The following is a 22,192-nucleotide window of genomic DNA, read 5'->3' on the forward strand; positions in this document are numbered from 1 at the left end:
AAACGCACTCAACCCCACATAGGCGGGGTTGAGTGAAATGCACTAGCGGGTTGTACTATTCGCGCGTCTACTCGACGATAATGCTGACATCATCCGCCTGTAAACCACGCTCATTTTTGATCACGTAGTAACGTACGATCTGCCCTTCCGTTAACATACGCGGCCCACGGCCACGGATGGCGCGGAAGTGTACAAACACATCTTCGCCGTTATCACGGGTAATAAAGCCGTAGCCTTTATTGGTATTAAACCACTTCACTTCGCCCTCTTCGCGGCCATCGTTGGGGTCGATGATATCTTCTTCCTCATCCCAGTCGTGTTCCTCTGGGGCTGAGGCCGCTGGCTGGCGCGGCGCTTGCTTCGTGCGTGCGACTTCAGGCGTTACCACCACAGGTGGCGCAAGCCCCGCCGCTGCCAATGTGCCGACACAAAGAAGAATAAAACCACCAAACGCCGCGGCAAAATAAGTGCCGGCGATACCGCTGATGGCAAGCTCCGTCATTAAAAGCTCTACTAGTGGTGCGTTGAATAGATGAACGATTCCCGCCAAAAGCAACGGCGCGGGGGCGGCAAGTAAAAGACTGATTAAGATGCAACGAACTACAACTTTCGGGTTCATGGATACAAAAAGCTCTCTTGTTGTATGGGTAACAGAAACAGGACAATACGTCGTCCTACCGTCCGCTGCCAATACGCAGCGGCCCTACTTTACATGTGTATACCGTTCACACACTTACAAGGATGCAATGTTACCATGACTCAAGCATTATCGTCCGCCGAGCTATACCAACGTCTTGAAACGTTAGAAACTCGCCTCGCTTACCAAGAGCACTGGCTGGATACGTTAGACCATGCAGTTGCCCAGCAAGAGCGCCGTTTGGAAAAGCTCGAACACATAAGCGCCTTGATGCGAGAGCGTCTGCGCGACCAGCATCAAAGTCTATCTAACAGCGACAGCACGGCGACACCCCGCCCCGAAGACGACGTGCCGCCGCACTATTGAATCACAATAACTCAATCTACTTAGCGGACCACACTCGCCGGGTCGACGCTATCCAAACCGAAGGCGTCAGCAACCGCTTGATAGGTTACTTGCCCGGCGTGAACGTTGAGTCCTGGCAAAAAGTGGGCGTCATCGCTAAGCGCTTGTTTCCAACCTTTGTCGGCCAGCGCCAATACAAACGGCAAGGTGGCGTTGGTAAGCCCCTGGGTGGAAGTCCGCGCCACGGCACCCGGCATGTTGGCAACACAGTAATGCACGATGCCATCAACGATATACGTGGGCTCGGCGTGGGTCGTGGGCTTACTGGTTTCAAAGCAGCCGCCCTGGTCGATCGCCACGTCCACCAACACGCTTCCCGGCTTCATATGACCTAGCATCTCACGTGTGATCAACTTCGGCGCGGCGGCACCCGGAATCAGCACTGCGCCAATCACCATGTCGGATTCGCGCGCCGCGCTATCGAGCGCATCGGCGGTGGAGTAAACCGTTTTGATGCGGCCTTGATATCGGTCATCGAGCACTTCCAGCCGCTCCAGCGATTTATCCAGGATGGTCACGTCAGCGCCTAATCCCAATGCCATGCGGGCGGCGTTTTCACCCACAACACCACCCCCGATCACGGTCACGTTGGCCGGCGCCACACCGGGTACCCCAGGTAGCAGCACACCGGCGCCGCCTTGGGCTTTTTCCAAGCTATGCGCGCCGGCTTGAACGGCCATGCGCCCGGCAACGGTGCTCATCGGCGCCAACAATGGCAAACCACCCCGGGCATCGGTGAGGGTTTCATAGGCGATACAGGTCGCACCGCTTTTCATCAAGCCGCGCGTTAACGTCTCTTCGGCGGCCAGATGCAGGTAAGTGAAAAGCGTATGCTGCGGCGTCAAACGAGCCACCTCGCCGGGCTGCGGCTCTTTGACTTTCAACACTAGCTCGGCGCCTTGCCACAGGGCTTCCACATCAGCTTCAATACGCGCACCGGCGGCTTCATAGTCGGCATCGCTAAAGCCCGCGCCTTCCCCAGCGCTGGCTTGCACACTCACGTCATGACCACGAGCGGCCAGCTCCCGCGCACCGGTAGGCGTGAGTGCGACGCGATACTCGTGGTTTTTGATCTCTTTGGGGACGGCGACGCGCATGGGCAAATTCCTCGTATCAATAGGTGTGTATCAATAAGCGTGAAGTACGTTTTCAACGTCATTACAGCACAGCTAAGCGCACAACCCATCCCCCTACCAATAAAACAAAAAAAACGCCGGTGAAGGCGTTTTTTAGGAGAAAAAACGTATAAAGACGCCGCAAGCACGAAAAAATCACCTCCGCACTCGCGACGTGCGGCATTAATCGCGAAAGACGCGCACCCCCAGCGCTTTAAGGTACGACGTTTCGGGAATCGCCGGATGCACCGGGTGATCGCCTGCTTGGTGGCCTTGAAAAATTACCTGACCATGGCGATCTTGATGGCGCACCGAACTGCGCACGACCTCCATCAACCGTTCCGGCGCCAAATGCATTGAGCACGATGCGGAAAGCAACAACCCATCACGACCCAGCAGGCGCATCGCTTCGCGATTAAGGCGTGCATAGGCGCGCTCTCCATTGGGAATATCTTTGCGCTTTTTGATAAACGCTGGTGGATCAAGGATCACCACGTCGAACTCTTCACCATCGGCTTTCAGCGCTGTCAGGGCTTCAAAGGCATCCCCCTCACCAATGGCAACCTGCTCATGGAGGCCGTTAAGCTCGGCATTACGCGCCACTTGCTCAAGCGCCGGGCCGGAGCTGTCGACACACAGCACACTTGAGGCGCCGCTGGCGGCTGCCTGTACGCCCCAGCCACCCACATAGCTGAACACATCGAGTACGCGCTTACCCGCCACCTGACGGTTCAACCATTCGCGGTTTGTGCGGTGGTCGAAGAACCAGCCGGTCTTTTGTCCGTCGAGTACCGGCACGACAAAGCGTACGCCGTTCTCTTCGATCAACACTTCCTCAGGCAGCGTACCTTTGGCCACTTCCACATTTGCTTCCAAGCCTTCTTGACGACGTCCGCCCGTGTCGTTGCGAAAGACAATGACGTCCGGCTTGAGCACTTTTTCCAGTGCATCGACGATCTCTTCACTGAGCGCCTGCATACCGGCGGTATTGAGCTGCACCACGAGAACATCGCCAAAGCGGTCGATAACAAGCCCCGGCAACAGGTCGCCCTCGCCGTGAATCAAACGATAAAACGGCTTATCGAACAGCCGCTCACGCAGCGCCAACGCCTGGTTAAAGCGGTGCACAAACAGCGACCGGTCTAAGCGCATGGATGGGTCGCGAGACATCACCCGCGCGCAAATCAGCGAATGCGGGTTAACATAGGCCACACCCAGCGCCTTGCCGTTAGATGCTTCGATAATGGCCGTTTCACCGCCGGTGAAGGTTTTCAGCGGGGTCTCTTTGGTATCCACCTCGTTGGAGTAGATCCATAGATGACCGGCTTTCAAACGGCGGTCGGCGTTTTTATTCAGTCGCAGGCGTTGGGTCACGGTTTTCTCCAAAAAACGGTAGTGTCGGGTCAGCGCTCTAACGCTGACACCGAGGGCAGTAAACGCTGGCTCGCTGCCCGAGCGTAATGCGTTTTAACTCGCCACCACAGCGCCGGCACGGCTGGCCATGGCGACCATAAACATTAAGACGTTGGGCAAAGTAGCCCGGCTCACCTTGGCCGCTAACAAAATCGCGCAACGTGGTGCCGCCCTGAGTAATGGCCGCCGACAGCACATTGCGCGCCGCCGCGGCCAGACGCTCATAGCGCGCAAGCGAAATACGCCCGGCGGCGCGGCGCGGGTCAATGCCCGCCATAAAAAGCGCCTCTGCCGCGTAGATATTACCCACGCCCACGACTACCTGGTTATCCATCAAAAACGATTTTACCGCTATGCGCTTGCTGCGTGAAAGGCGGTAAAGGTGCGCCCCCGTAAACGCTTCGGAAAGCGGCTCCGGGCCTAAATGCGCCAAACGTGGGTCGCGCTGCTCATCATCTTGCAGCCAATCAACAAAGCCAAAGCGGCGTGGGTCGTGATAACGCAAAATATGCGAGCTTGCGAGCACAAGATCAATATGGTCGTGCTTTTTAGGCAGATCGCCCACACGAGCGATGCGCAAACTCCCCGACATGCCAAGGTGCCACATAAGCGTTTGTGGCTGATCTGCGCCTTCTACGGGCAGGAGCAGGTATTTAGCACGCCGGCGCAGCATGCCAATGCGGGCGCCGACCAAACGCTCGGGCAAATCCTTGGGGACAGGCACCCGCAGGCTCGGCTGACGCACGATTACCTCGGTCACTTCCTGACCTTCCACATAGGGCGCAATACCGCGCCGTGTGGTTTCAACTTCCGGCAATTCGGGCATAGCAATTCACGAATAGTGGGACCGTCTAGGTAGTAGTGCAGCTATAGCGTCTCAGTCGCTCGCAATGCAAAAACCCGGCCGTAGCCGGGTTTTTCGACAGGCGCACTCGCCTGCGGTGAAAGCCGATCAGCGCAAAACGCTTATTTGATCTTAGCTTCCTTATAGATCACGTGCTTGCGAACCACCGGATCAAACTTCTTAAATTCGAACTTATCCGGCGTATTACGCTTGTTTTTATCAGTGGTGTAGAAGTGGCCGGTACCGGCGCTAGACACCAGCTTGATCTTATCGCGCATGGTTTAACTCTCCCAGTTTTACTGCCTTGCGTTATTAGATAGCTTCGCCGCGTTTGCGGATGTCAGCTAGAACCGTTTCGATGCCTTTCTTGTCGATGATGCGCATCCCTTTAGTGGAAACACGCAGTTTGACGAAGCGGCTTTCTTCTTCTACCCAAAAGCGATGAGTGTGCAGGTTCGGCAAGAAGCGACGACGCGTCTTACGCTGGGAGTGAGATACATTATTACCGGATACCGGGCGCTTGCCGGTAACCTGACATACTTTGGACATGAGAGCCTCCAACCGCTTGGCGAGTTGTTCAAAACTGTCGGGCAAACCGGAGCAGGGAGGCAGTTGGCGCGATGAACCGCCTGACGTTTCCCAAGCCCGATATTCAACCCAAGTTAAAGGGGGCACTTTATACCAGAGGACCTGACAGGCGGCAAGTCAAACCGCCTCAAAAGAGCAAAAATACGCCTATTTGCTTCTTTTTTCGCAGCATCCAGAGGCTAAGGCCTGAAAAATACGGGAGCAGTCGCGCTTCACTGACGCCACTGACAGCCCATTATGATCACATAACTTGGTCACTATATCCAGCCGCGTTCGGCAAAGGACACCACATCACCGTCGCCAACCACGAAGTGGTCCAGCACGCGAATATCAAAAAGCCCTAGCGCCTCTTTTAAGCGCTCGGTGATGCGCCGGTCGGCATCGCTTGGTTCGGCAACGCCTGAGGGGTGATTATGTGCCAAAATCATCGCCCCTGCCCCGAGCTCCAGCGCCCGTTTGGCGACTTCACGCGGGTAAACCGAGGCGCTATCCAAAGTGCCGCGAAACAACGATTCATACCGAATGATGCGATGCTGCGTATCCAGAAACAGGGCGGCAAATTCTTCGTGCCCTAGATGGCGCATCTGCGAGGTCAAATAGTGACGCACCAGTGCCGGTGATGTCAGCGCGTTGCCGCGCGCTAGCTGGCTGGCAAGATGGCGACGCGAAAGCTCAAGTGTGGCTTGCAGTTGGGCAAACTTGGCGCTGCCCAAGCCCTTGGCGGCGCAAAATGCGTCTTGATCCGCCTCTAACAGCGGCCGCAATCCGCCGAAACTCGCGAGCAAGTCCCGCGCCAAATCCACCGCTGAACGCCCCTGCACCCCCACGCGTAAGAAAATCGCTAATAACTCGGCATCCGATAGCGTCGACGCGCCCATCGTGAGCAGTTTCTCCCGCGGCCTTTCACCCTCAGGCCAGTGATTGATGCCCATTGGCTCTCCTTGCTGTTGTATCGATCCTTTGATGACGACCACTGCTGATCTAGCTTAGGCCTGCCAAGGTATGCACGCCAGTGGTATGGTACCCCTTTCAGTCATTGTCTTTAACCGACAACCGATAAGCGTGGTTCATCCGACATGGTGTTATTGACAGGAAAGCGCGTACTACTTGGTGTTAGCGCTGGCATTGCGGCTTATAAAAGCGCGCTGATTATCCGCCTGCTCAAACAAGCAGGGTGCGAAGTGCGCGTCGTTATGACCGATGGCGCCCAGGCGTTTATTACCCCGATGACGCTACAGGCGCTGTCTGGCGAGCCGGTGCGCACCTCGCTTTTGGACCCTGAAGCCGAAGCAGGCATGGGGCATATCGAGCTCGCCCGCTGGGCCGATCTGGTATTGATTGCGCCGGCAACGGCTGACCTCATCGCGCGTATAGCGCACGGCTTAGCGGACGATTTGCTCACCACGCTGTGTTTGGCCTGTGAGGCGCCCAAGCTCATCGCCCCGGCCATGAACCAAGCCATGTGGCGCCACCCCGCGACCCAACGCAATATCGCTATGCTTGATCAAGACGGCTGGCAGCAGATTGGCCCTGATGCGGGTGATCAGGCCTGCGGCGATGTCGGCCCCGGCCGTATGAGCGAGCCCGACGCCATCGTTGACGCCGTATTCGCGCGTTTTATCCCGCCTCCCATGGCAAACGATGCGCTACATGTGGTGATCACCGCCGGCCCCACGCGCGAACCGCTCGACCCCGTGCGCTATCTTTCCAACCACAGCTCGGGAAAAATGGGCTACGCGCTCGCCGCAGCGGCCGCGGCCCGCGGCGCCAACGTCACGCTGATCAGCGGCCCGGTGAGCCTACCCACGCCGAAAGGGGTCGCGCGTCTCGACGTGGAATCCGCTGCCGAGATGAACGCTGAAGCCCAGCGCCTCGCGCCGACTGCTGCACTATTTATTGGCTGCGCGGCGGTGGCCGATTACCGCGCCGAATCTGCTGCCGAGCACAAGATCAAAAAACGCGACGATAGCGATACGCTCACCCTTACGCTGGTTAAAAACCCCGATATTATCGCCGGTATCGCCACTCTACCCACCGATCAGCGCCCAGTCGTGGTGGGGTTTGCCGCCGAGACACAGGACATCGAGCATTACGCACGCGAGAAACTGACGCGCAAGGGGCTGGATATGATCATCGCCAACGACGTTTCCACCGCGGGGCTCGGCTTTGGCAGCGACGACAACGCCGCGTGGCTTTTGTGGCGCACACCCGCCGGTACAGACGGTGAGTATCAGCCCCGGCAAGCCAAAACCCAACTAGCCGCCGCCATCATCCAACGCGCGCTTTCACTTTTACCGTCTTAACGTCTATTGTTTAAGGAACGCCATCATGACAGCCCGTCCGCGCCCCACGCTCCAATGCAAAATTCTCGACGAGCGTCTACGCGACTGCCTGCCTACTTACGCCACCGAAGGCTCGGCCGGCATGGACCTGCGTGCACTGCTCGATGCGCCATTAACACTCGCACCCGGTGACTGCGAACTGGTACGCACCGGGCTTGCCATTCATATCCAAGACCCGGCGCTGGCGGGGATGATTCTGCCCCGCTCGGGCCTCGGGCATAAACACGGTATTGTGCTGGGAAATCTTGTCGGTCTCATTGATTCCGACTACCAGGGAGAGCTTTTGATTTCAACGTGGAACCGCGGTCAGCGTGCGTTCACCATCGAGCCGTTTGAACGCTTGGCGCAGTACGTACTGGTGCCTGTAGTGCAGGCCGAACTTGACGTGGTTGAACAATTTACCGATAGCACTCGCGGCAGCGGTGGTTTTGGCAGCACCGGCGCAGCGTAAGCTTATTTCCGGCCAACACACCTGCTTTCGCGACGCACGTTGATTCACGTACCGATTCACCACCAACCGATAGGGAATCACATGGTTACGACAACACTCCCGGCCTCAATTTTTCGCGCCTACGACATTCGCGGCATCGTCGATGACACCTTGACCGAAACCGGTGTCGAGCAGATTGGCCGTGCCATTGGCAGTGAAGCCGCCGCACGCGGGGAAACCACCGTGGTGGTAGCGCGAGATGGCCGCCTCTCCGGCGAGCGCTTACAGGCAGCGCTGACTCGCGGGCTCACCGCGGCTGGGCAAAACGTCATCAATGTCGGCATGGTGCCAACGCCGGTGCTATATTTTGCCACCCACGTGCTCGACGGCACTGCCTCAGGCGTGATGGTCACCGGTAGTCACAACCCGCCCGATTACAACGGCTTCAAAATCGTGCTCGGTGGCGAAACACTCTCTGGTGAGGCGATTACCGCACTTTACCAGCGCATTCAGGATAACGACCTCACAAGCGGCGAAGGCACGGTGAGCGAGGAAGACGTGCGCGATGCCTACCTTGATCGTATTACCGGCGACATTGATGTTAGCCGCCCGTTAAAAGCCGTAGTCGACTGCGGCAACGGCGTCGCTGGCGAGCTCGGCCCCAAGCTGATCGAGCGTTTAGGGGTGGAAACGATTCCGCTTTTTGCCGAAATCGACGGCACCTTCCCCAATCACCACCCGGACCCCGGCAAGCCGGAAAACCTCAAAGACCTGATCGCCTTAGTAAAGGAAAGCGGCGCCGATATCGGCCTTGCGTTTGACGGCGACGGTGACCGGCTAGGGGTGATTACCCCCAGCGGCAAGCTAATCTACCCAGATCATCTCTTGATGGCATTTGCCACCGACATGCTCTCGCGCAACCCCGGAGCCAAGGTGATCTTCGATGTCAAATGCACCGGCAACCTCACCCCAGTGATCGAACAAGCTGGCGGTGAGCCGGAAATGTGGCGCACCGGACACTCGCTGATCAAAGCGCGCATGATAGAGACCGGCGCGCAGCTTGCCGGCGAGATGAGCGGACATATTTTCTTCAAGGAGCGCTGGTACGGCTTCGACGACGGCATTTACGCCGCCGCTCGCTTGGTTGAGATTCTGGCCAAGCAGGAAGGCGATGCCGATGCTTACTTCCAAAGCTTCCCGCTGGATGTGGGCACACCGGAAATCAACATTAGCGTAACCGACGACAACAAGTTCTCACTGGTCGATAAGCTTGCTCGCGAGGGCGACTTCGGCGAAGGTATCAAAACTACCATAGACGGTATTCGCGTTGATTACCCGGATGGCTGGGGGCTATGCCGTGCATCCAACACAACACCAATGCTGGTTTTGCGCTTTGAAGGCAAAGACGCCAAGGCGCTGGCACGTATTCAGGCACGCTTTGCCGAGGCGCTTGCCCAGGTAGACCCCGCTCTAACGCTACCGCAAACATAAGTTCTAAAATAAGCGTCCAAGACGCATTATCAAGCAAGGGAAACACAATGAGTTCAGCCAGTCGCGACCCGCAGGTCGTTGTGGAGGTGCTTTCCGAAGCCCTCCCGTACATCCAGCAGTTCTCCGGAAAAACCGTGGTGGTGAAGTATGGCGGCAACGCCATGACCGAAAACACCCTAATCGACTCCTTCGCGCGCAATATCGTGCTGATGAAGGAAGTCGGTATTAACCCGGTAGTTGTGCACGGCGGTGGGCCGCAAATCGGCGAGCTTTTGAACAAGCTCAACATCGAGTCGCGTTTTGTTAACGGCATGCGCGTCACCGACGCCGAAACCATGGACGTCGTGGAAATGGTGCTGGGGGGGTTGGTTAACAAAAGTATTGTTAACCTGATCAACCAAAGCGGCGGCAAGGCGATTGGCCTGACGGGCAAAGACGGCGGACAAATTCGAGCACGCCAGCTCAAAGTAGAGCACCAAAGCCCCGAAATGACCGCACCGGAGATTATCGATATTGGCCATGTCGGCGAAGTCGAGTCCATTTCCACCGATTTGATCGAGATGCTCGCCGCCCGCGACTTTATTCCCGTCATCGCCCCCATCGGCGTCGATGAACAAGGCCGCAGCTTTAACATCAATGCCGACCTGGTGGCAGGCAAAATAGCCGAAGCCCTCAACGCCGAAAAGTTGATGCTGTTGACCAACGTGGCCGGCCTAATGAACACAGAAGGCGAAGTGCTAACCGGGCTCACCACGGCACAAGTCGACAGCCTGATCGCCGACGGTACGATTCATGGCGGTATGCTACCGAAGATTCACTGCGCTTTGGATGCCGTCAAAGGCGGCGTCAACAGCGCGCATATTATTGATGGACGCGTCCCTCACGCGGTGTTGTTAGAGATCTTCACCAATGCCGGGGTAGGCACTCTGATCACCGATGCGGGTTAATAGCTAAGGGAGGTGGCCATGAGCGATTCAAAAAAACCGCATCGTCGTGAGCAAATTCTGCAAGCGCTCGCGTTGATGCTGGAAGAGGATAGCGGCAAACGCATCACCACCGCCGCGCTTGCACGCCAGGTGGGCGTATCGGAAGCGGCGCTGTATCGCCACTTTCCGAGCAAAGCGCGCATGTTTGAGGGCTTGATTGATTTTATCGAAGAGAGCCTTTTTGCCCGTATCACGCGGATTCTCGAAGACGTGCCCGATGCCATCGGCCGTTGCGGCACTATTCTGACGTTGGTATTAGGCTTCGCGGAAAAAAACCCAGGCCTTGCTCGAGTAATGCACGGCGACGTTCTCACCGGCGAAACCGCGCGACTCCGACAACGCGTGCATCAACTTTTTGAGCGTTTGGAGATGCAGTTAAAACAGGTGCTGCGCGAGGCAGAAATCAAAGAAGGTCGACGCCCCACGATTACCGCTTCCGCCGCAGCAAATCTACTCATCGCGCAGGCCGAAGGGCGAATTGCGCAGTACGTTCGCAGCGATTTCAAGCGCCTGCCGACCGAACACTGGGAAGATCAGTGGGCAGTTCTCTCTGAACCTCTCCTGCGAGACATTCCACAGCCTGCCTGATACGTAAAAAAACCGGCTCGATGAGCCGGTTTTTTGTCACTACCATCGCAAGAAGACGATTATGCCGCGAAGGCATCCTCACCAATCTTCTGACGCAGCTTTTTCATCGCATTTTTTTCCAGCTGACGAATACGCTCCGCGCTTACGCCATAAACATCCGCCAGATCGTGCAGCGTTGATTTATATTCGCCAAGCCAGCGACGCTTAAGAATATCCTGTGAGCGCTCATCCAGGCTTTCCAAGGCCGACTGCAAACGGCGCGTGGAATCCTGCTCAAAATCGCTATCTTCAAGCTGCGTTGCCGGGTCGGAAGCCGCATCGTCAAGATAGTGCACTGGCGCTTGGTAGACGCTATCTTCATCATCACTTGGCGAAGCATCAAAGCCCGCATCGAACGATGATAGCCGCCCTTCCATATCGCGCACGACCTCGGGCTTCACATCAAGATCCTTGGCAATGGCGTTGACTTCGTCGTTATTCAGCCAAGCCAGACGCTTTTTCGCGCTGCGCAAGTTAAAAAACAGTTTGCGCTGGGCTTTCGTCGTGGCAATTTTAACAATTCGCCAGTTGCGCAACACAAACTCATGAATTTCCGCTTTGATCCAGTGCACCGCAAACGACACCAGCCGAACCCCTTGATTCGGGTCAAAACGCTTTACGGCCTTCATTAGCCCCACGTTACCTTCTTGAATCAAATCAGCCTGCTGCAGGCCATAGCCTGAGTAGCTGCGAGCAATGTGCACCACAAAACGCAGGTGTGAAAGCACGAGCCGACGGGCTGCTTCTAAGTCGCCTTCATCGTACAGACGATAGGCCAGATCACGCTCTTCTTGAGCGCTAAGCACCGGAATGCTATTAACCGCATGAATATAGCCTCCCAGGTCATGACCTGGTGAAAGCTGTCCCACCGGTAGAAGACTGTTGCTCATGTGCAGGTGGTCTCCCTTAGTAACCCCATTGTGGTTGACTCGATAAATAGACACTGACTGCCGGGAAAAGTTCACCAACGCGGGCTATTATCACCTTTCCCAAACACACCACATTGCATTGACCGGGCGAATCAGTAAAAACGTGTTTTGACATCGACATCCGCGTTGTTACTTACCCCGGCTTGATGCTGGCCAAATGTCGCGTGACCGCAAGCCACGCGCCCAGCCAGCCAAGTAGTGTACTGCAAGATAGCAAAATTGTAGAGCCTGTCACGTCAAGTGACGGTAGCGAAAATGCCGCGCCGTAACTTTCGGCCAGCGCCGCCACCGGCAGCGCTAACCACTGGCCACCAAGGCTCAACAGCGCAAGAGCTAAAAAACCGCCGCCGAGACCGTACCAGGCACCGCTGTATAAAAAGGGCCGACGTACAAAGGCATGCGTCGCCCCAATCAGCATAACCACTTCAATTTCTCGCCGCCGGCTCTCAACCGAAAGACGCACGGTATTGCCCACCACTAACAGCACCCCAAGCCCAAACAACACGCCCAGCGCCAGGGCCAAACGCCGACCGAGATCCGCCAGATGGCGCAGCCGTTCAATCCAAGCAAGATCCAGTCGCACTTCATCGACACCGGCCATCTCGCCTAACCGCTCGGCTAGCGTCTGCATGGCTGCCGGGTCAACGTCGTTGGGCTGAATAACAATACTCGCGGGCAAAGGATTGGCGTCAAGCCCCGCGAGGGTGTCATCCAGGCCAAGTGACTGCTGAAACTCCGCCATCCCTTCTTCGGCGCTAACAAACCGCGTCTGATCCACTGCCGGCTGTGCCGACACGGCTTCATGGATACGCCCCGCTTGCGCCGCATTGACATCATTGGCCAAATACACGGTCAGGGTCGCGCTTTCGGTGAGCTCCGCATCCAACAGACGAGCGCTATCCAGTGTTAACCAGAGCGCGGCCGGTAGCACCAGGGCAATGGCGATGGCCAACATCGTCAACACATTCCCGAGTGGGTAGCGCACCAAACGGTTCAGGCTATCCAGCGCCATCGCGCGATGATGACGGCCCCAAGCCCGCAAACGACTACCCAAACGTGCCCGTTGCGAGCGTGCGCCGCGGGGTGGCTGCTGTGGCGTTCGTGATGCGCTCATCGTGCCCCCTCGTCGCCCACCAGGCGCCCATCACGCAGGCGCAAAATACGATGACGCAGGCGGGCAATCAACGCCAGATCGTGGCTGGCGATCATCACCGTCGTACCGATGCGGTTAAAGTCTTCAAATAGCGCCATAATATCGGCAGAAAGCTGCGGGTCGAGGTTACCAGTGGGCTCATCGGCGAGGAGTAGCGCGGGTTTATTCACTACCGCGCGCGCAATGCCGACCCGCTGCTGCTCACCACCGGAAAGCTCAATAGGTAGCGCCTTTTCGCGGTGCAAAAGCCCAACTTTATCGAGTGCCGCGCGCACGCGGCGTGCGGATTCACGTGGCTCCATCCCCTGAATTTCCAGCGGCAGAGCGATATTGTGGAATATTGAGCGATCAAACAGCAGCTGGTGATCCTGAAACACCACGCCAATCTGGCGGCGGTAAAACGGCACCTGGCTCGAGTGCAGCGTGGCAATATCATGCCCTGCCACCACAATCCGCCCGCGTGTCGGGCGCTCTAGGCGCATCACCAAACGTAATAGTGAGCTTTTCCCCGCGCCCGAGTGACCGGTAAGAAAGACCATTTCCCCGCGCGCCACGCGAAAACTCAGGTGGGCGAGCGCTTCAAAGCGCCCGCCGTAGCGTTTACCCACATGCTCGAAAGCGATCATGCGCGCGTATCGTCGCCCTGGCCCTGGCGATCAAACAGCGCACCGACAAAATCATCCGCCTCGAATGGGCGTAAATCATCCAGACTCTCGCCCACGCCGATAAAACGGATCGGGGTTTCCAGCTGCTTGGCCAGCGCAAAAATAATGCCGCCTTTCGCGGTGCCGTCGAGTTTCGTCAGCGTAATGCCGCTGACCGGCACGGCCTCGTTGAAGGTACTCGCCTGAGAAATCGCGTTCTGTCCGGTACCGGCATCGAGCACCAGCATGACTTCGTGGGGAGCGGTGGCATCCAGCTTCTGCATCACCCGGTGGACCTTTTTCAGCTCTTCCATTAGGTGGCCTTTATTATGCAAACGCCCGGCAGTATCGGCGATCAGCACATCAACGCCGCGGGATTTTGCAGCGGCAACGGCATCGTAGATGACCGAGGCGCTATCGGCGCCGGTGTGCTGGGCAATCACCGGCACACTATTGCGCTCGCCCCACACTTTGAGCTGCTCGACGGCCGCTGCGCGGAACGTATCACCAGCAGCGAGCATGACGCTTTTGCCTTCACGCTGAAAGCGTTGGGTAAGCTTGCCGATGGTCGTGGTTTTACCCACCCCATTGACCCCCACGACCAAAATCACGAAGGGGCCATCACCCTCTTTTTCAAGCGTAAGGGGCTTAGCCACCGGCGCTAGCATCGCCGCGAGCTCTTCTTGCAGGCCATGGTAGAGCGCTTCGGGGTCTTTGAGTTCTTTACGCGAAACGCGCACTTCCAATCGCTCGATAATATCGCTGGTGGCTTCAATGCCCACATCGGCCATGAGCAGCTGTGTTTCTAGATCTTCCAGCAGCTCGTCGTCGATCTGCTTTTTGCCCAAAAACAGATCCGCAATACCATCGGTTAAATTGGCACGGGTTTTCCCCAGGCCGGCTTTGATGCGGGAGAACCAGCCCTTCTTCTCACTACCCTTATCAGTCGCTTTAGGCTTTTCCTGCAGCGCGGGCTTAGGCGCGGGTTCAGGCTCAGGCGCCGATTCTGGCTCAGGTTCTGGTGTGGGAGCCGGCTCGGGTTCGGGCTCAGCGACCGGCTCAATGGTCTCAATGTCGGGCGCCTCCTGCTCCTGCGCTTGAAACGATGCGTGGTCGGCCTGTCGCTCGCCTTCCTCCGTGGCCGCGTCGCTGCTGGCCCCCTCATCGGGCTGAGCTTCTTCCTGCTGTGTTGTATCTTTCTGAGCTTCTTGCTTCGTTTTACGCTTAAACAAACCAAACATGGGTGTCATCCAACCAATCGGGGAAACATTAATGCCATCCTACCACTGCACCTCAAGACTTTGGATACACAGGCCGCTACAATCGCCGCCATGAAACGAAAACGTAAGCCTACACAAAACGCGTCGCGTCGCTTGGCCGGCGGCAAACTGCGTATTATCGGCGGTGATTTTCGCCGCCGCCAGTTGCCCGTGCTCGAACACCCGGGGCTACGTCCAACGCCAGACCGGGTAAGAGAAACCTTATTCAACTGGCTCGGCCAGGCGCTTTACCGCCAGCGCGTGCTGGATTTATTCGCCGGCACCGGCGCACTCGGCATCGAAGCGCTCTCCCGCGAGGCGGCAAGCGTGCATTTTGTTGAGCAAGATCGCGGGGTGGCCGAGCAGATTCGCACAAACCTGGAAACCCTCAAGGCGACAAATGCCACGGTCAGCACACAAGACGCCTTAGCGTTTCTTGCAAAACCCGAGGCGCCGTTTGATCTCGTGTTTCTTGACCCACCCTTTCACCATGAGCTTGCCACGCCCTGCTGCAAGGCGCTGGAGGAAAACGGCTGGCTATTGCCAGGCGCCATGATCTATGTCGAGACCGAAACGGCGCTTACTTTGAACGTACCCGCTAACTGGGCGCTCCACCGCGAAACCACTGCGGGCGAGAGCACCGCCCGGCTCTACCAACGCCAAAACGCCACATCAGCGCTTGCCGCTGATTCCGCGTAGCGTTAGGCTCGCCCGAGCCATACGAAACCGCTACATCATCCCTTTTAAGGAGTCATAAATGAGCCAGGAATTATTTAATCAGCTTGAGCAAAAAATAACCGCCGCCGTCGAAGCGCTAGAGATGATGAAGCTCGAAAACGAAGAGTTGCGCGAGGAGAACAGCCACTTGAAGGAAGAGCGTGATGAGTGGGAGCGCCGCTTGAACGGCCTACTCAGCAAGTTTGACGACGTTGACACCAGCAGCGCGCCTTAACCTTACGTTAATACTCGCGACATCAGCAGCGCATCTTCTCGCCCGGCAGCCCCCTGCGCTGCCGGGTGGCCGTTTTGCAGCCGTGGATGATCTTTTTGAACAGGCGGATAGTAGCCTTTACGCCGCCCATCTTCCTTAAAGCCCATACGCTGGTAGAGCGCAATCGCCGCTTGGTTGCCCGCCCGCACTTCTAACAGTAAGCGCTCACGTTGCCATTGGCGCGCGGCAGTCAGAACCGCCAGCATTAGCGCGCGCCCCATCCCACGACCGCGCTCTCCGGGCACAACGCCAATCGCGTGAAGCTCAGCATCAAACGGCTGCTTTGCCACCAGCGCGTAACCCAGCAGCGTTTCTTCCCGAAAACTCCCTAGTACGGCCGTTTCGGTATCCGCTAGCGCCTCTCTCATCTGGGTGGGCGGCATCCCGCTTTGCGCTTGCGCCTCCACCCACAATAGTGCGTCGGCATCGCCACTTCCCAGTGTTCTAATTGACACGTTCATCGTATCAAGTTCATCGCCGCTACCACTGCTGGCCAAGCGCGATAAGCGAGGGTAACAACGCGCGCTTAGCGTCAGCGCTTTCTAAAAGCGACGCAAGCGTCGGCCCCTGCCAAACGGGGAGCTCAAGCGTATAGCTCCTGTCTTCGGCGATATCCAGCACCTCGCTAAACGGTGAAGTATTGGCATCATTCCACCAAAGCACGCGCTCAAGCGCCCATCCGTTGCGCCCGGCAGCACCGCTAATAAACGCATTAACGCCTTCACGCGCTTCTTCTAACGGCTCCTCAGGGGCGGGGCCGCCTGCCACCGGCGGCCAGGTAAACGTCATTTGCTGCAACGGGTGCGAAAGCGACACACCCGCTGCGCGATAAAGGTTGGCTAGAAGCGTTTGCTCTTGAGTACTTAGCTGCCCGGCGTGCAGGCTTAGCCAGCGCCCGGATAAACAAAAGCACGACAGCGTGAACGTCACCGGCTCGTGGGAGGGTGCCAAGCTTTCAGCGGTAGCTTGTGCTGGCGAAGGCGGTGTATCTGGTGGCGTTTTGGCTGGCGCATCGTCAAGTAACGCTCTCACCGAGGCGGGTGACGACTGCGCAGGTGAAGGCGCTTTCTTGCGGGCCTGCTCTGCCTGCTGAGCGTCATCCAGCAGCGTATGAAGCCGCTGGCTTGGTGACACTGGCTTCGGAGCCGTGTCTTCCCACTCGCAGGCGGGTGTTTCCAGTGCATTGGGCAGCCGGTAACGGGATGCCCAGGCGGTAATGCCCATGGCATCCAGGTATTGCCGACGAACGACCTCTGTGTTCACTTCCCGCCGCCACGGCAGTTGGGTGAATCGGGCCGCTCTCCGCCGCGTGCTTGCCACTCCTGCGGCGTATACAAATGCAGCGCCAAGGCGTGAACTGGTCCTGAGAGCTCATCGGCCAGTAGCGCATAGATTTTCTGGTGGCGCTTCACTGGCATTAAGCCCTCAAAGCCATCGCTTACCAGCGTGACCTTAAAGTGGGTTTCTGAGTTAGCCGGCACGTTGTGCATGTGGCTTTCGTTTTCCACTTGCACCACCTCGGGTTCAAGTGCTGCGAGCTTCTGTTCGATTTGGGTCTGCAGCGTCATCCCTCACTCCTCGCTGTAAATACGCCCTATTGTACGCGCTCAGCTTGGCTGAGACGATGCCCGACGGGCACGGTTCGCCTCGCGCGCCAGCGGCACACGCGCAAGGCTAGCCGCCAATGACAACAACGTGGTCAGCGCGCCAAGCCACAGTGTGAGCTGTACCGCCAAGCCCAGCGCCAGCGCCGCACCCACTAGCGCCACCCCGAGCGATTGCCCCACGGTACGCGTGGTGCTCATCACGCCGGAGACATTGGCGCTTCGCTCCGGTGGCAAGCTCGCCATCATTTCGCGGTTATTGGGCGGTTGAAACAGCCCAAAGCCAATCCCGCATAGCGCCGTTCGCCAAAGACTGCCCGCCACACCAGTGTTCTCATCCACAAGCCCTAGCGATATCAGGCCGATCATCAGCAGTAAAAGCCCCGTGCTTGAAAGCACACTTGGGTTGATGCGATCCGCCAAGCGCCCAGCCAACGGGCCGACCACCATGATGGCAAGCGGCCAAGGCGTGAACAGCCACGCGGTCTCAAGCGGTGAAAAGCCCATCTGCTCTTGGTAGAAAAACGACAGCGCCACAAAGCTTAAGCCTTGGCCGATAAACGCCAACCCCGAGGCCGACACCGCTAGCGTAAACCGCTTTTCGGCAAACACAGACAGCGGAAGCAGAGGGTAAGGTGCGCGGCGCTGACGACGGATAAAGCCCGCGCAGGACATAATGGCCGTCACCAACCAACCGCCGCTTTGCCACAACGGTGCGGCGTGGCCCACGGCGTCCATGGCTAAGAAAAAGCTCGCCAGCATCAGCATCGATAACAGCGCACCCAGGATATCGAAACTGCCTTGGCGTGGGCTTTCGCGCGGAAGCGCCCGCTTGGCCAGCCAAAGCGAGATCACGCCGAGCGGCACGTTAAGGGCAAACAACCACGGCCAATCGGCAAAAGACAGAATCACGCCACTGAGCGTCGGCCCCGCCGCGTAGCCGCCCGCCACCACGAGCGCAGAAAGGCCGAGCGCGCTGCCAAGAAGCCGAGAAGGAAAAATCGCGCGGTAGATCGAGGGACCGATGGAGAGCGTCGCCGCGGCACCGAGCCCTTGCAAGGCGCGAAACACCAGCAACGTCTCAAGGTTTCGCGAAAGGGCCGCACCTAGAGCCGCCAGCACAAAGGTGCTTAAACCAACAAGATACAGCCGCCGCCGAGTGACCAGTTCGCTCAGCCCGGCGAAGACCAGCAAAAACGCCGCACACACCACTTGAAAAAGATTGGTGATCCACACCGCTCGCGAGCCGGGTATGTCCAAATCGGCGGCAATCGTGGGCAACGCCAGATTAATCATGGTGGTATCGACCACCGCCATCAGTGTCCCCGTGATCAGCGCCAGCACGGCGAGCAAACGCTCGCGGCCAGGCAGGCCGTCGTCTCCTGGGCGAGTTTCAAACAGTCGCATGCGGCGTTCCCAGCAAAATCGGTTGCGAAAAAAACCGGCCTGGGCCGGTTTCATCAATACGCTTTTGTCGTCGGTCGAAGGCTTCGATCAGACACTAGGCTTCGTCGTTATCCAGCAGCAGCGCGTCATCCACTTCCGAGATTTCAAGCGCCGTATCGTCATCTAAATCGATGGCAAGATAACTGTGCTCGAAGCGCAGAAATGTCTGGAACAGTGACCAATCCAACGTCTCGGGCCACTGACGCTCGTCTTCTTCCCAGGCGCGCAACTCGGTTTCGAGAATTTCGGCATAGCGTTCATGCACAAAGGCATGCAGCGCCTCGGGCGCGTCCATCTCAGGAATTAGGTAAATCGTGCTTTCACGTTCAACGTCGTCCAGGGTTAGGTCGTCGTCTCCCATGGTGGGTTCGAGCGCATTGATCCAATCCACAAAGGCTTGGGTCGGCCTAACACTTAGAGCGGAGCGGTTTAGCAGTTTCATAGGTCTCTCCTCGCCGTCGAAACGCGACTATTATGGGCGCTTACGCGCCCACTTGCCAGCACTGCCGATGCCTTATTCGCTTGCTTCCGGGCGCATCGCTGGGAACAGCAACACGTCACGAATCGAGGGGCTATCGGTGAACAGCATCACCAAGCGGTCAATGCCAATCCCCTCACCCGCGGTGGGCGGCAGGCCGTACTCCAACGCACGCACGTAGTCGGCGTCAAAGTACATGGCTTCCAAATCGCCGGCGTCTTTTTCCTCGGCCTGCTCGCGAAAACGCTCGGCCTGATCTTCGGCGTCATTAAGCTCCGAGAAGCCATTGGCGATTTCGCGCCCGCCAACGAAGAATTCAAAGCGGTCAGTCACAAACGGATTGGCGTCGTTGCGCCGCGCCAGCGGACTGACTTCCGCCGGGTACTCGGTAATAAAGGTCGGCTGGTCGAGCTTCGATTCGGCCACTTCCTCGAAGATTTCCGTTTGCAGCTTGCCCAAACCCCAGCTTTCTTTAACCTGCATGCCGAGCTTTTTCGCCAGCGCTCGTGCGGCGTCGAGGCTATCGATATCCGCATCGGTAATGCCATCGCCGTGATCCAGAATCGCCTGACGCAGCGTCAACCGAGCAAACAGCTTGCCGAAGTCGTAATCGGCGCCCTGATACGTAATGGTTGTCGTCCCCAGCACCTCTTCGGCGGTGGTGCGCACCATCGCTTCGGTCAGATCCAGCAGGTCGTTGTAATCCGCGTAGGCCCAGTAAAACTCGACCATGGTGAATTCCGGGTTGTGGCGCGTTGAAAGGCCTTCGTTACGGAAATTGCGGTTAATCTCAAAGACTTTTTCGAAGCCGCCCACCACCAGGCGCTTAAGATAAAGTTCCGGCGCAATGCGCAGGTACATATCGATATCCAGCGCATTGTGGTGGGTGATAAACGGCCGCGCCGCCGCGCCGCCAGGAATCGGCTGCAGCATCGGCGTTTCCACTTCCATAAAACCGCGCGCTTCAAAGAAACGTCGCATAGCGCTGATCACCGCCGCGCGGGTCTCGAAGACCTTGCGCGATTGCGGATTCATGATCAGGTCCACATAGCGTTGGCGGTAGCGCGCCTCTTGGTCGGTCAAGCCGTGGAATTTATCCGGCAGCGGGCGCAGGCTTTTGGTCAACAGCTGCGCCTCCTTCATCATCACGTACAAATCGCCCTTACCCGATTTATGCACCGGGCCGTGGGCGGCGACGATATCGCCGATATCCCAGCCTTTGACATCGTCGAGCACATCGGCGGGCAAGCCTTTTTTATCTACGTAGAGCTGAATTTGGCCGGCCACATCCTGAATCACAATAAAGGGGCCACGCTTACGCATCACGCGACCGGCCACCGAGGCGTGATGATCCAACGCTTCCAGCTCGGCTTTTTCTTTATCACCGAAGGTATTTTGCAGCTCGACGGTCAGACTGTCGCGGCGAAAATCATTGGGAAAGGCACTTTTGCCCTGCTCGGCAGCACGCTCACGACGCGCCGCTAACTTGGCACGGCGCTCGGCGATCAGGTGGTTCTCGTTCTCAGAAGAGGCGTCTTGGTTAGCCATGTGGCACCTTAATTAATGATAAAACCCTTAAAATAACCGTTAGCACGACAGGCGCTGTTTACAGGCCCTGCTTAAGACTGGCGACGATAAACTGTTCCAAATCGCCGTCGAGCACTTTCTCGCAGTTGCTTGACTGCACGCCGGTGCGCAAATCTTTAATGCGTTGGTCGTCCAATACGTATGAGCGAATTTGGCTGCCCCACCCGATATCGGCCTTGGAGTCTTCCGCCTCTTGCTTCGCCGCATTGCGCTTTTGCATCTCCAGTTCCCACAGCTTCGCTCTCAATTGCTTCATGGCGAAGTCGCGGTTGGCATGCTGGCTGCGCTGACCCTGGCACGCCACCACAATGCCGCTGGGCTCATGGGTAATCCGCACGGCAGAATCGGTGGTGTTAACGTGCTGCCCCCCCGCGCCGCTGGAGCGGTACGTATCGACGCGCAGGTCGGATGGGTTAATGTCCACCTCGAACGTGTCGTCGATTTCCGGTGACAGAAACACCGAGGCAAACGACGTATGACGGCGGCCGCCGGAATCAAACGGGCTTTTGCGCACCAAACGGTGAACACCGGTCTCGGTACGCAGCCAGCCGAAGGCGTAATCGCCCTGGATATGTAGCGACGCCGATTTAATCCCCGCGACGTCCCCTGCGGAGATCTCGAGAATATCGGTCTTAAAGCCGTGGTGCTCAGCCCAGCGCAGGTACATGCGCAGTAAAATATTGGCCCAGTCCTGCGCTTCAGTGCCGCCGGAGCCGGATTGGATATCGAGATAGGCGTTATTTTCGTCCATCTCACCGGAGAACATACGGCGGAATTCGAGCTTTTCCAGCGCCGCTTGCAGGCCATTTAGCTCTTTGGTGACCTCTGCCACCGTGCCTTCGTCATCTTCCATCTCGGCAAGCTCAAGCAGGTCGCCGCTATCGCCCAGGCCCTGCTCCAGTTCGTCGATGGTGGCGACGATGGTTTCTAGCGAGGAACGTTCTTTGCCCAATTTCTGGGCGTAATCCGGGTCGCTCCAGACATTAGGGTCTTCAAGTTCGCGGGTAACTTCTTCTAGCCGGTCTTTCTTTTCGGCATAGTCAAAGATACCCCCTAAGAACTTCTGTCCGCTCCGACAGATCCTTGATTTGGTTATGAATCGGGTTGGTTTCCAGCATGGGTCAGCCCTAGTGAAGTAAAGCGCGCATTGTAACGAAACACAGCGCTTACCGCATCCAATAGACGGGAGACGAACACGCAAAAACCCGGCCAGCGCCGGGTTT

The 22,192-nt window shown here is 57.5% G+C and carries 26 protein-coding genes; 8 read left to right on the top strand and 18 right to left on the bottom strand.

Annotation, left to right across the window (positions count from 1 at the left end; translation table 11 throughout):
* Positions 1-67: 67 nt before the first annotated feature.
* A complete protein-coding gene (locus tag HZS81_RS18025; protein WP_241697419.1) occupies positions 68-619 on the bottom strand; it encodes a cold-shock protein in 552 nt (183 codons plus the stop codon).
* 135 nt (positions 620-754) lie between these two features.
* Here HZS81_RS18025 and HZS81_RS07650 point away from each other — a divergent pair, with 135 nt between their 5' ends.
* Positions 755-1,003 carry a SlyX family protein gene (locus tag HZS81_RS07650; RefSeq protein WP_179929966.1) on the top strand — a complete coding sequence of 83 codons (249 nt, stop codon included), beginning with the start codon at positions 755-757 and terminating at the stop codon, positions 1,001-1,003.
* Between the two features lie 20 nt (positions 1,004-1,023).
* Here HZS81_RS07650 and ald read toward each other — a convergent pair whose 3' ends face one another.
* The 6 genes from ald to radC all read right to left on the bottom strand — a co-directional run bounded on the left by ald (position 1,024) and on the right by radC (position 5,934).
* Complete coding sequence (gene ald / locus HZS81_RS07655) at positions 1,024-2,139, bottom strand: alanine dehydrogenase (protein WP_179929967.1); 1,116 nt, start codon at positions 2,137-2,139, stop codon at positions 1,024-1,026.
* A 201-nt stretch (positions 2,140-2,340) separates the two neighbouring features.
* Entirely contained in the window at positions 2,341-3,531 is a 1,191-nt protein-coding gene (locus tag HZS81_RS07660; RefSeq protein WP_179929968.1) for a class I SAM-dependent methyltransferase, read from the bottom strand.
* Between the two features lie 37 nt (positions 3,532-3,568).
* Positions 3,569-4,396, bottom strand: coding sequence for a bifunctional DNA-formamidopyrimidine glycosylase/DNA-(apurinic or apyrimidinic site) lyase (mutM, locus tag HZS81_RS07665; protein WP_179929969.1), 828 nt, complete (start codon positions 4,394-4,396; stop codon positions 3,569-3,571).
* Positions 4,397-4,536: 140 nt separating this feature from the next.
* Positions 4,537-4,692, bottom strand: coding sequence for a 50S ribosomal protein L33 (gene rpmG / locus HZS81_RS07670; protein WP_007111734.1), 156 nt, complete (start codon positions 4,690-4,692; stop codon positions 4,537-4,539).
* A gap of 34 nt (positions 4,693-4,726) precedes the next feature.
* Positions 4,727-4,963: a 50S ribosomal protein L28 gene (gene rpmB / locus HZS81_RS07675; RefSeq protein WP_179929970.1), complete on the bottom strand. Its 237-nt coding sequence runs from the start codon at positions 4,961-4,963 to the stop codon at positions 4,727-4,729.
* 296 nt (positions 4,964-5,259) lie between these two features.
* On the bottom strand, positions 5,260-5,934 hold the full coding sequence (gene radC / locus HZS81_RS07680; RefSeq protein WP_179929971.1) for a RadC family protein: 675 nt from the start codon (positions 5,932-5,934) through the stop codon (positions 5,260-5,262).
* A 144-nt stretch (positions 5,935-6,078) separates the two neighbouring features.
* On the opposite strand from radC, the gene coaBC reads away from it, so the two are divergent.
* The 5 genes from coaBC (at position 6,079) to slmA (ending at position 10,839) form a co-directional block, all read left to right on the top strand.
* Positions 6,079-7,305, top strand: coding sequence for a bifunctional phosphopantothenoylcysteine decarboxylase/phosphopantothenate--cysteine ligase CoaBC (gene coaBC, locus HZS81_RS07685; RefSeq protein WP_179929972.1), 1,227 nt, complete (start codon positions 6,079-6,081; stop codon positions 7,303-7,305).
* A 25-nt stretch (positions 7,306-7,330) separates the two neighbouring features.
* A complete protein-coding gene (gene dut / locus HZS81_RS07690; protein WP_179929973.1) occupies positions 7,331-7,795 on the top strand; it encodes a dUTP diphosphatase in 465 nt (154 codons plus the stop codon).
* An 81-nt stretch (positions 7,796-7,876) separates the two neighbouring features.
* Complete coding sequence (locus HZS81_RS07695) at positions 7,877-9,265, top strand: phosphomannomutase/phosphoglucomutase (protein WP_179929974.1); 1,389 nt, start codon at positions 7,877-7,879, stop codon at positions 9,263-9,265.
* A gap of 47 nt (positions 9,266-9,312) precedes the next feature.
* Positions 9,313-10,212, top strand: coding sequence for an acetylglutamate kinase (gene argB / locus HZS81_RS07700; RefSeq protein ID WP_179929975.1), 900 nt, complete (start codon positions 9,313-9,315; stop codon positions 10,210-10,212).
* Positions 10,213-10,230: 18 nt separating this feature from the next.
* Entirely contained in the window at positions 10,231-10,839 is a 609-nt protein-coding gene (slmA, locus tag HZS81_RS07705) for a nucleoid occlusion factor SlmA (RefSeq protein ID WP_179929976.1), read from the top strand.
* Positions 10,840-10,898: 59 nt separating this feature from the next.
* Here slmA and rpoH read toward each other — a convergent pair whose 3' ends face one another.
* From rpoH to ftsY, 4 genes are all read right to left on the bottom strand, one after another.
* Positions 10,899-11,768 (bottom strand): RNA polymerase sigma factor RpoH, encoded by an 870-nt coding sequence (gene rpoH, locus HZS81_RS07710; RefSeq protein ID WP_179929977.1) that lies wholly within the window; start codon positions 11,766-11,768, stop codon positions 10,899-10,901.
* Between the two features lie 172 nt (positions 11,769-11,940).
* Complete coding sequence (gene ftsX, locus HZS81_RS07715; RefSeq protein WP_179929978.1) at positions 11,941-12,921, bottom strand: permease-like cell division protein FtsX; 981 nt, start codon at positions 12,919-12,921, stop codon at positions 11,941-11,943.
* On the bottom strand, positions 12,918-13,586 hold the full coding sequence (ftsE, locus tag HZS81_RS07720) for a cell division ATP-binding protein FtsE (RefSeq protein ID WP_179929979.1): 669 nt from the start codon (positions 13,584-13,586) through the stop codon (positions 12,918-12,920). The genes ftsX and ftsE overlap by 4 nt, the downstream gene beginning before the upstream one ends.
* Entirely contained in the window at positions 13,583-14,845 is a 1,263-nt protein-coding gene (ftsY, locus tag HZS81_RS07725) for a signal recognition particle-docking protein FtsY (RefSeq protein WP_179929980.1), read from the bottom strand. The genes ftsE and ftsY overlap by 4 nt, the downstream gene beginning before the upstream one ends.
* A gap of 90 nt (positions 14,846-14,935) precedes the next feature.
* Between ftsY and rsmD the strand changes: the two genes are divergently transcribed.
* Together rsmD and zapB are read left to right on the top strand one after the other, a co-directional pair.
* Positions 14,936-15,562 (top strand): 16S rRNA (guanine(966)-N(2))-methyltransferase RsmD, encoded by a 627-nt coding sequence (rsmD, locus tag HZS81_RS07730; RefSeq protein WP_179929981.1) that lies wholly within the window; start codon positions 14,936-14,938, stop codon positions 15,560-15,562.
* A gap of 58 nt (positions 15,563-15,620) precedes the next feature.
* Positions 15,621-15,815 (top strand): cell division protein ZapB, encoded by a 195-nt coding sequence (zapB, locus tag HZS81_RS07735; protein WP_179929982.1) that lies wholly within the window; start codon positions 15,621-15,623, stop codon positions 15,813-15,815.
* 2 nt (positions 15,816-15,817) lie between these two features.
* Here zapB and rimI read toward each other — a convergent pair whose 3' ends face one another.
* The 7 genes from rimI to prfB form a co-directional block, all read right to left on the bottom strand.
* Positions 15,818-16,315, bottom strand: a complete 498-nt coding sequence (rimI, locus tag HZS81_RS07740) for a ribosomal protein S18-alanine N-acetyltransferase (protein WP_179929983.1) — start codon at positions 16,313-16,315, stop codon at positions 15,818-15,820.
* Positions 16,316-16,334: 19 nt separating this feature from the next.
* Positions 16,335-17,117: a hypothetical protein gene (locus HZS81_RS07745; protein ID WP_179929984.1), complete on the bottom strand. Its 783-nt coding sequence runs from the start codon at positions 17,115-17,117 to the stop codon at positions 16,335-16,337.
* Positions 17,114-17,422 carry a BolA family protein gene (locus tag HZS81_RS07750; RefSeq protein WP_179929985.1) on the bottom strand — a complete coding sequence of 103 codons (309 nt, stop codon included), beginning with the start codon at positions 17,420-17,422 and terminating at the stop codon, positions 17,114-17,116. The genes HZS81_RS07745 and HZS81_RS07750 overlap by 4 nt, the downstream gene beginning before the upstream one ends.
* Before the next feature lie 39 nt (positions 17,423-17,461).
* A complete protein-coding gene (locus HZS81_RS07755; protein WP_179929986.1) occupies positions 17,462-18,865 on the bottom strand; it encodes an MFS transporter in 1,404 nt (467 codons plus the stop codon).
* Positions 18,866-18,959: 94 nt separating this feature from the next.
* Positions 18,960-19,346 (bottom strand): hypothetical protein, encoded by a 387-nt coding sequence (locus HZS81_RS07760; RefSeq protein ID WP_179929987.1) that lies wholly within the window; start codon positions 19,344-19,346, stop codon positions 18,960-18,962.
* Between the two features lie 72 nt (positions 19,347-19,418).
* The gene (gene lysS, locus HZS81_RS07765; RefSeq protein ID WP_179929988.1) at positions 19,419-20,930 is read right to left on the bottom strand and encodes a lysine--tRNA ligase; all 1,512 of its coding nucleotides are present in this window, start codon (positions 20,928-20,930) and stop codon (positions 19,419-19,421) included.
* A 58-nt stretch (positions 20,931-20,988) separates the two neighbouring features.
* Positions 20,989-22,087, bottom strand: a protein-coding gene (gene prfB, locus HZS81_RS07770) for a peptide chain release factor 2 (protein ID WP_179929989.1) whose coding sequence is annotated in 2 segments (ribosomal slippage) — positions 20,989-22,011 and positions 22,013-22,087 — 1,098 coding nt in all. Because the reading frame shifts where the segments join, the coding sequence is not laid out codon by codon here.
* Positions 22,088-22,192 lie beyond the last annotated feature (105 nt).

Source organism: Vreelandella salicampi (assembly GCF_013415105.1).
Classification (GTDB): domain Bacteria; phylum Pseudomonadota; class Gammaproteobacteria; order Pseudomonadales; family Halomonadaceae; genus Vreelandella; species Vreelandella salicampi.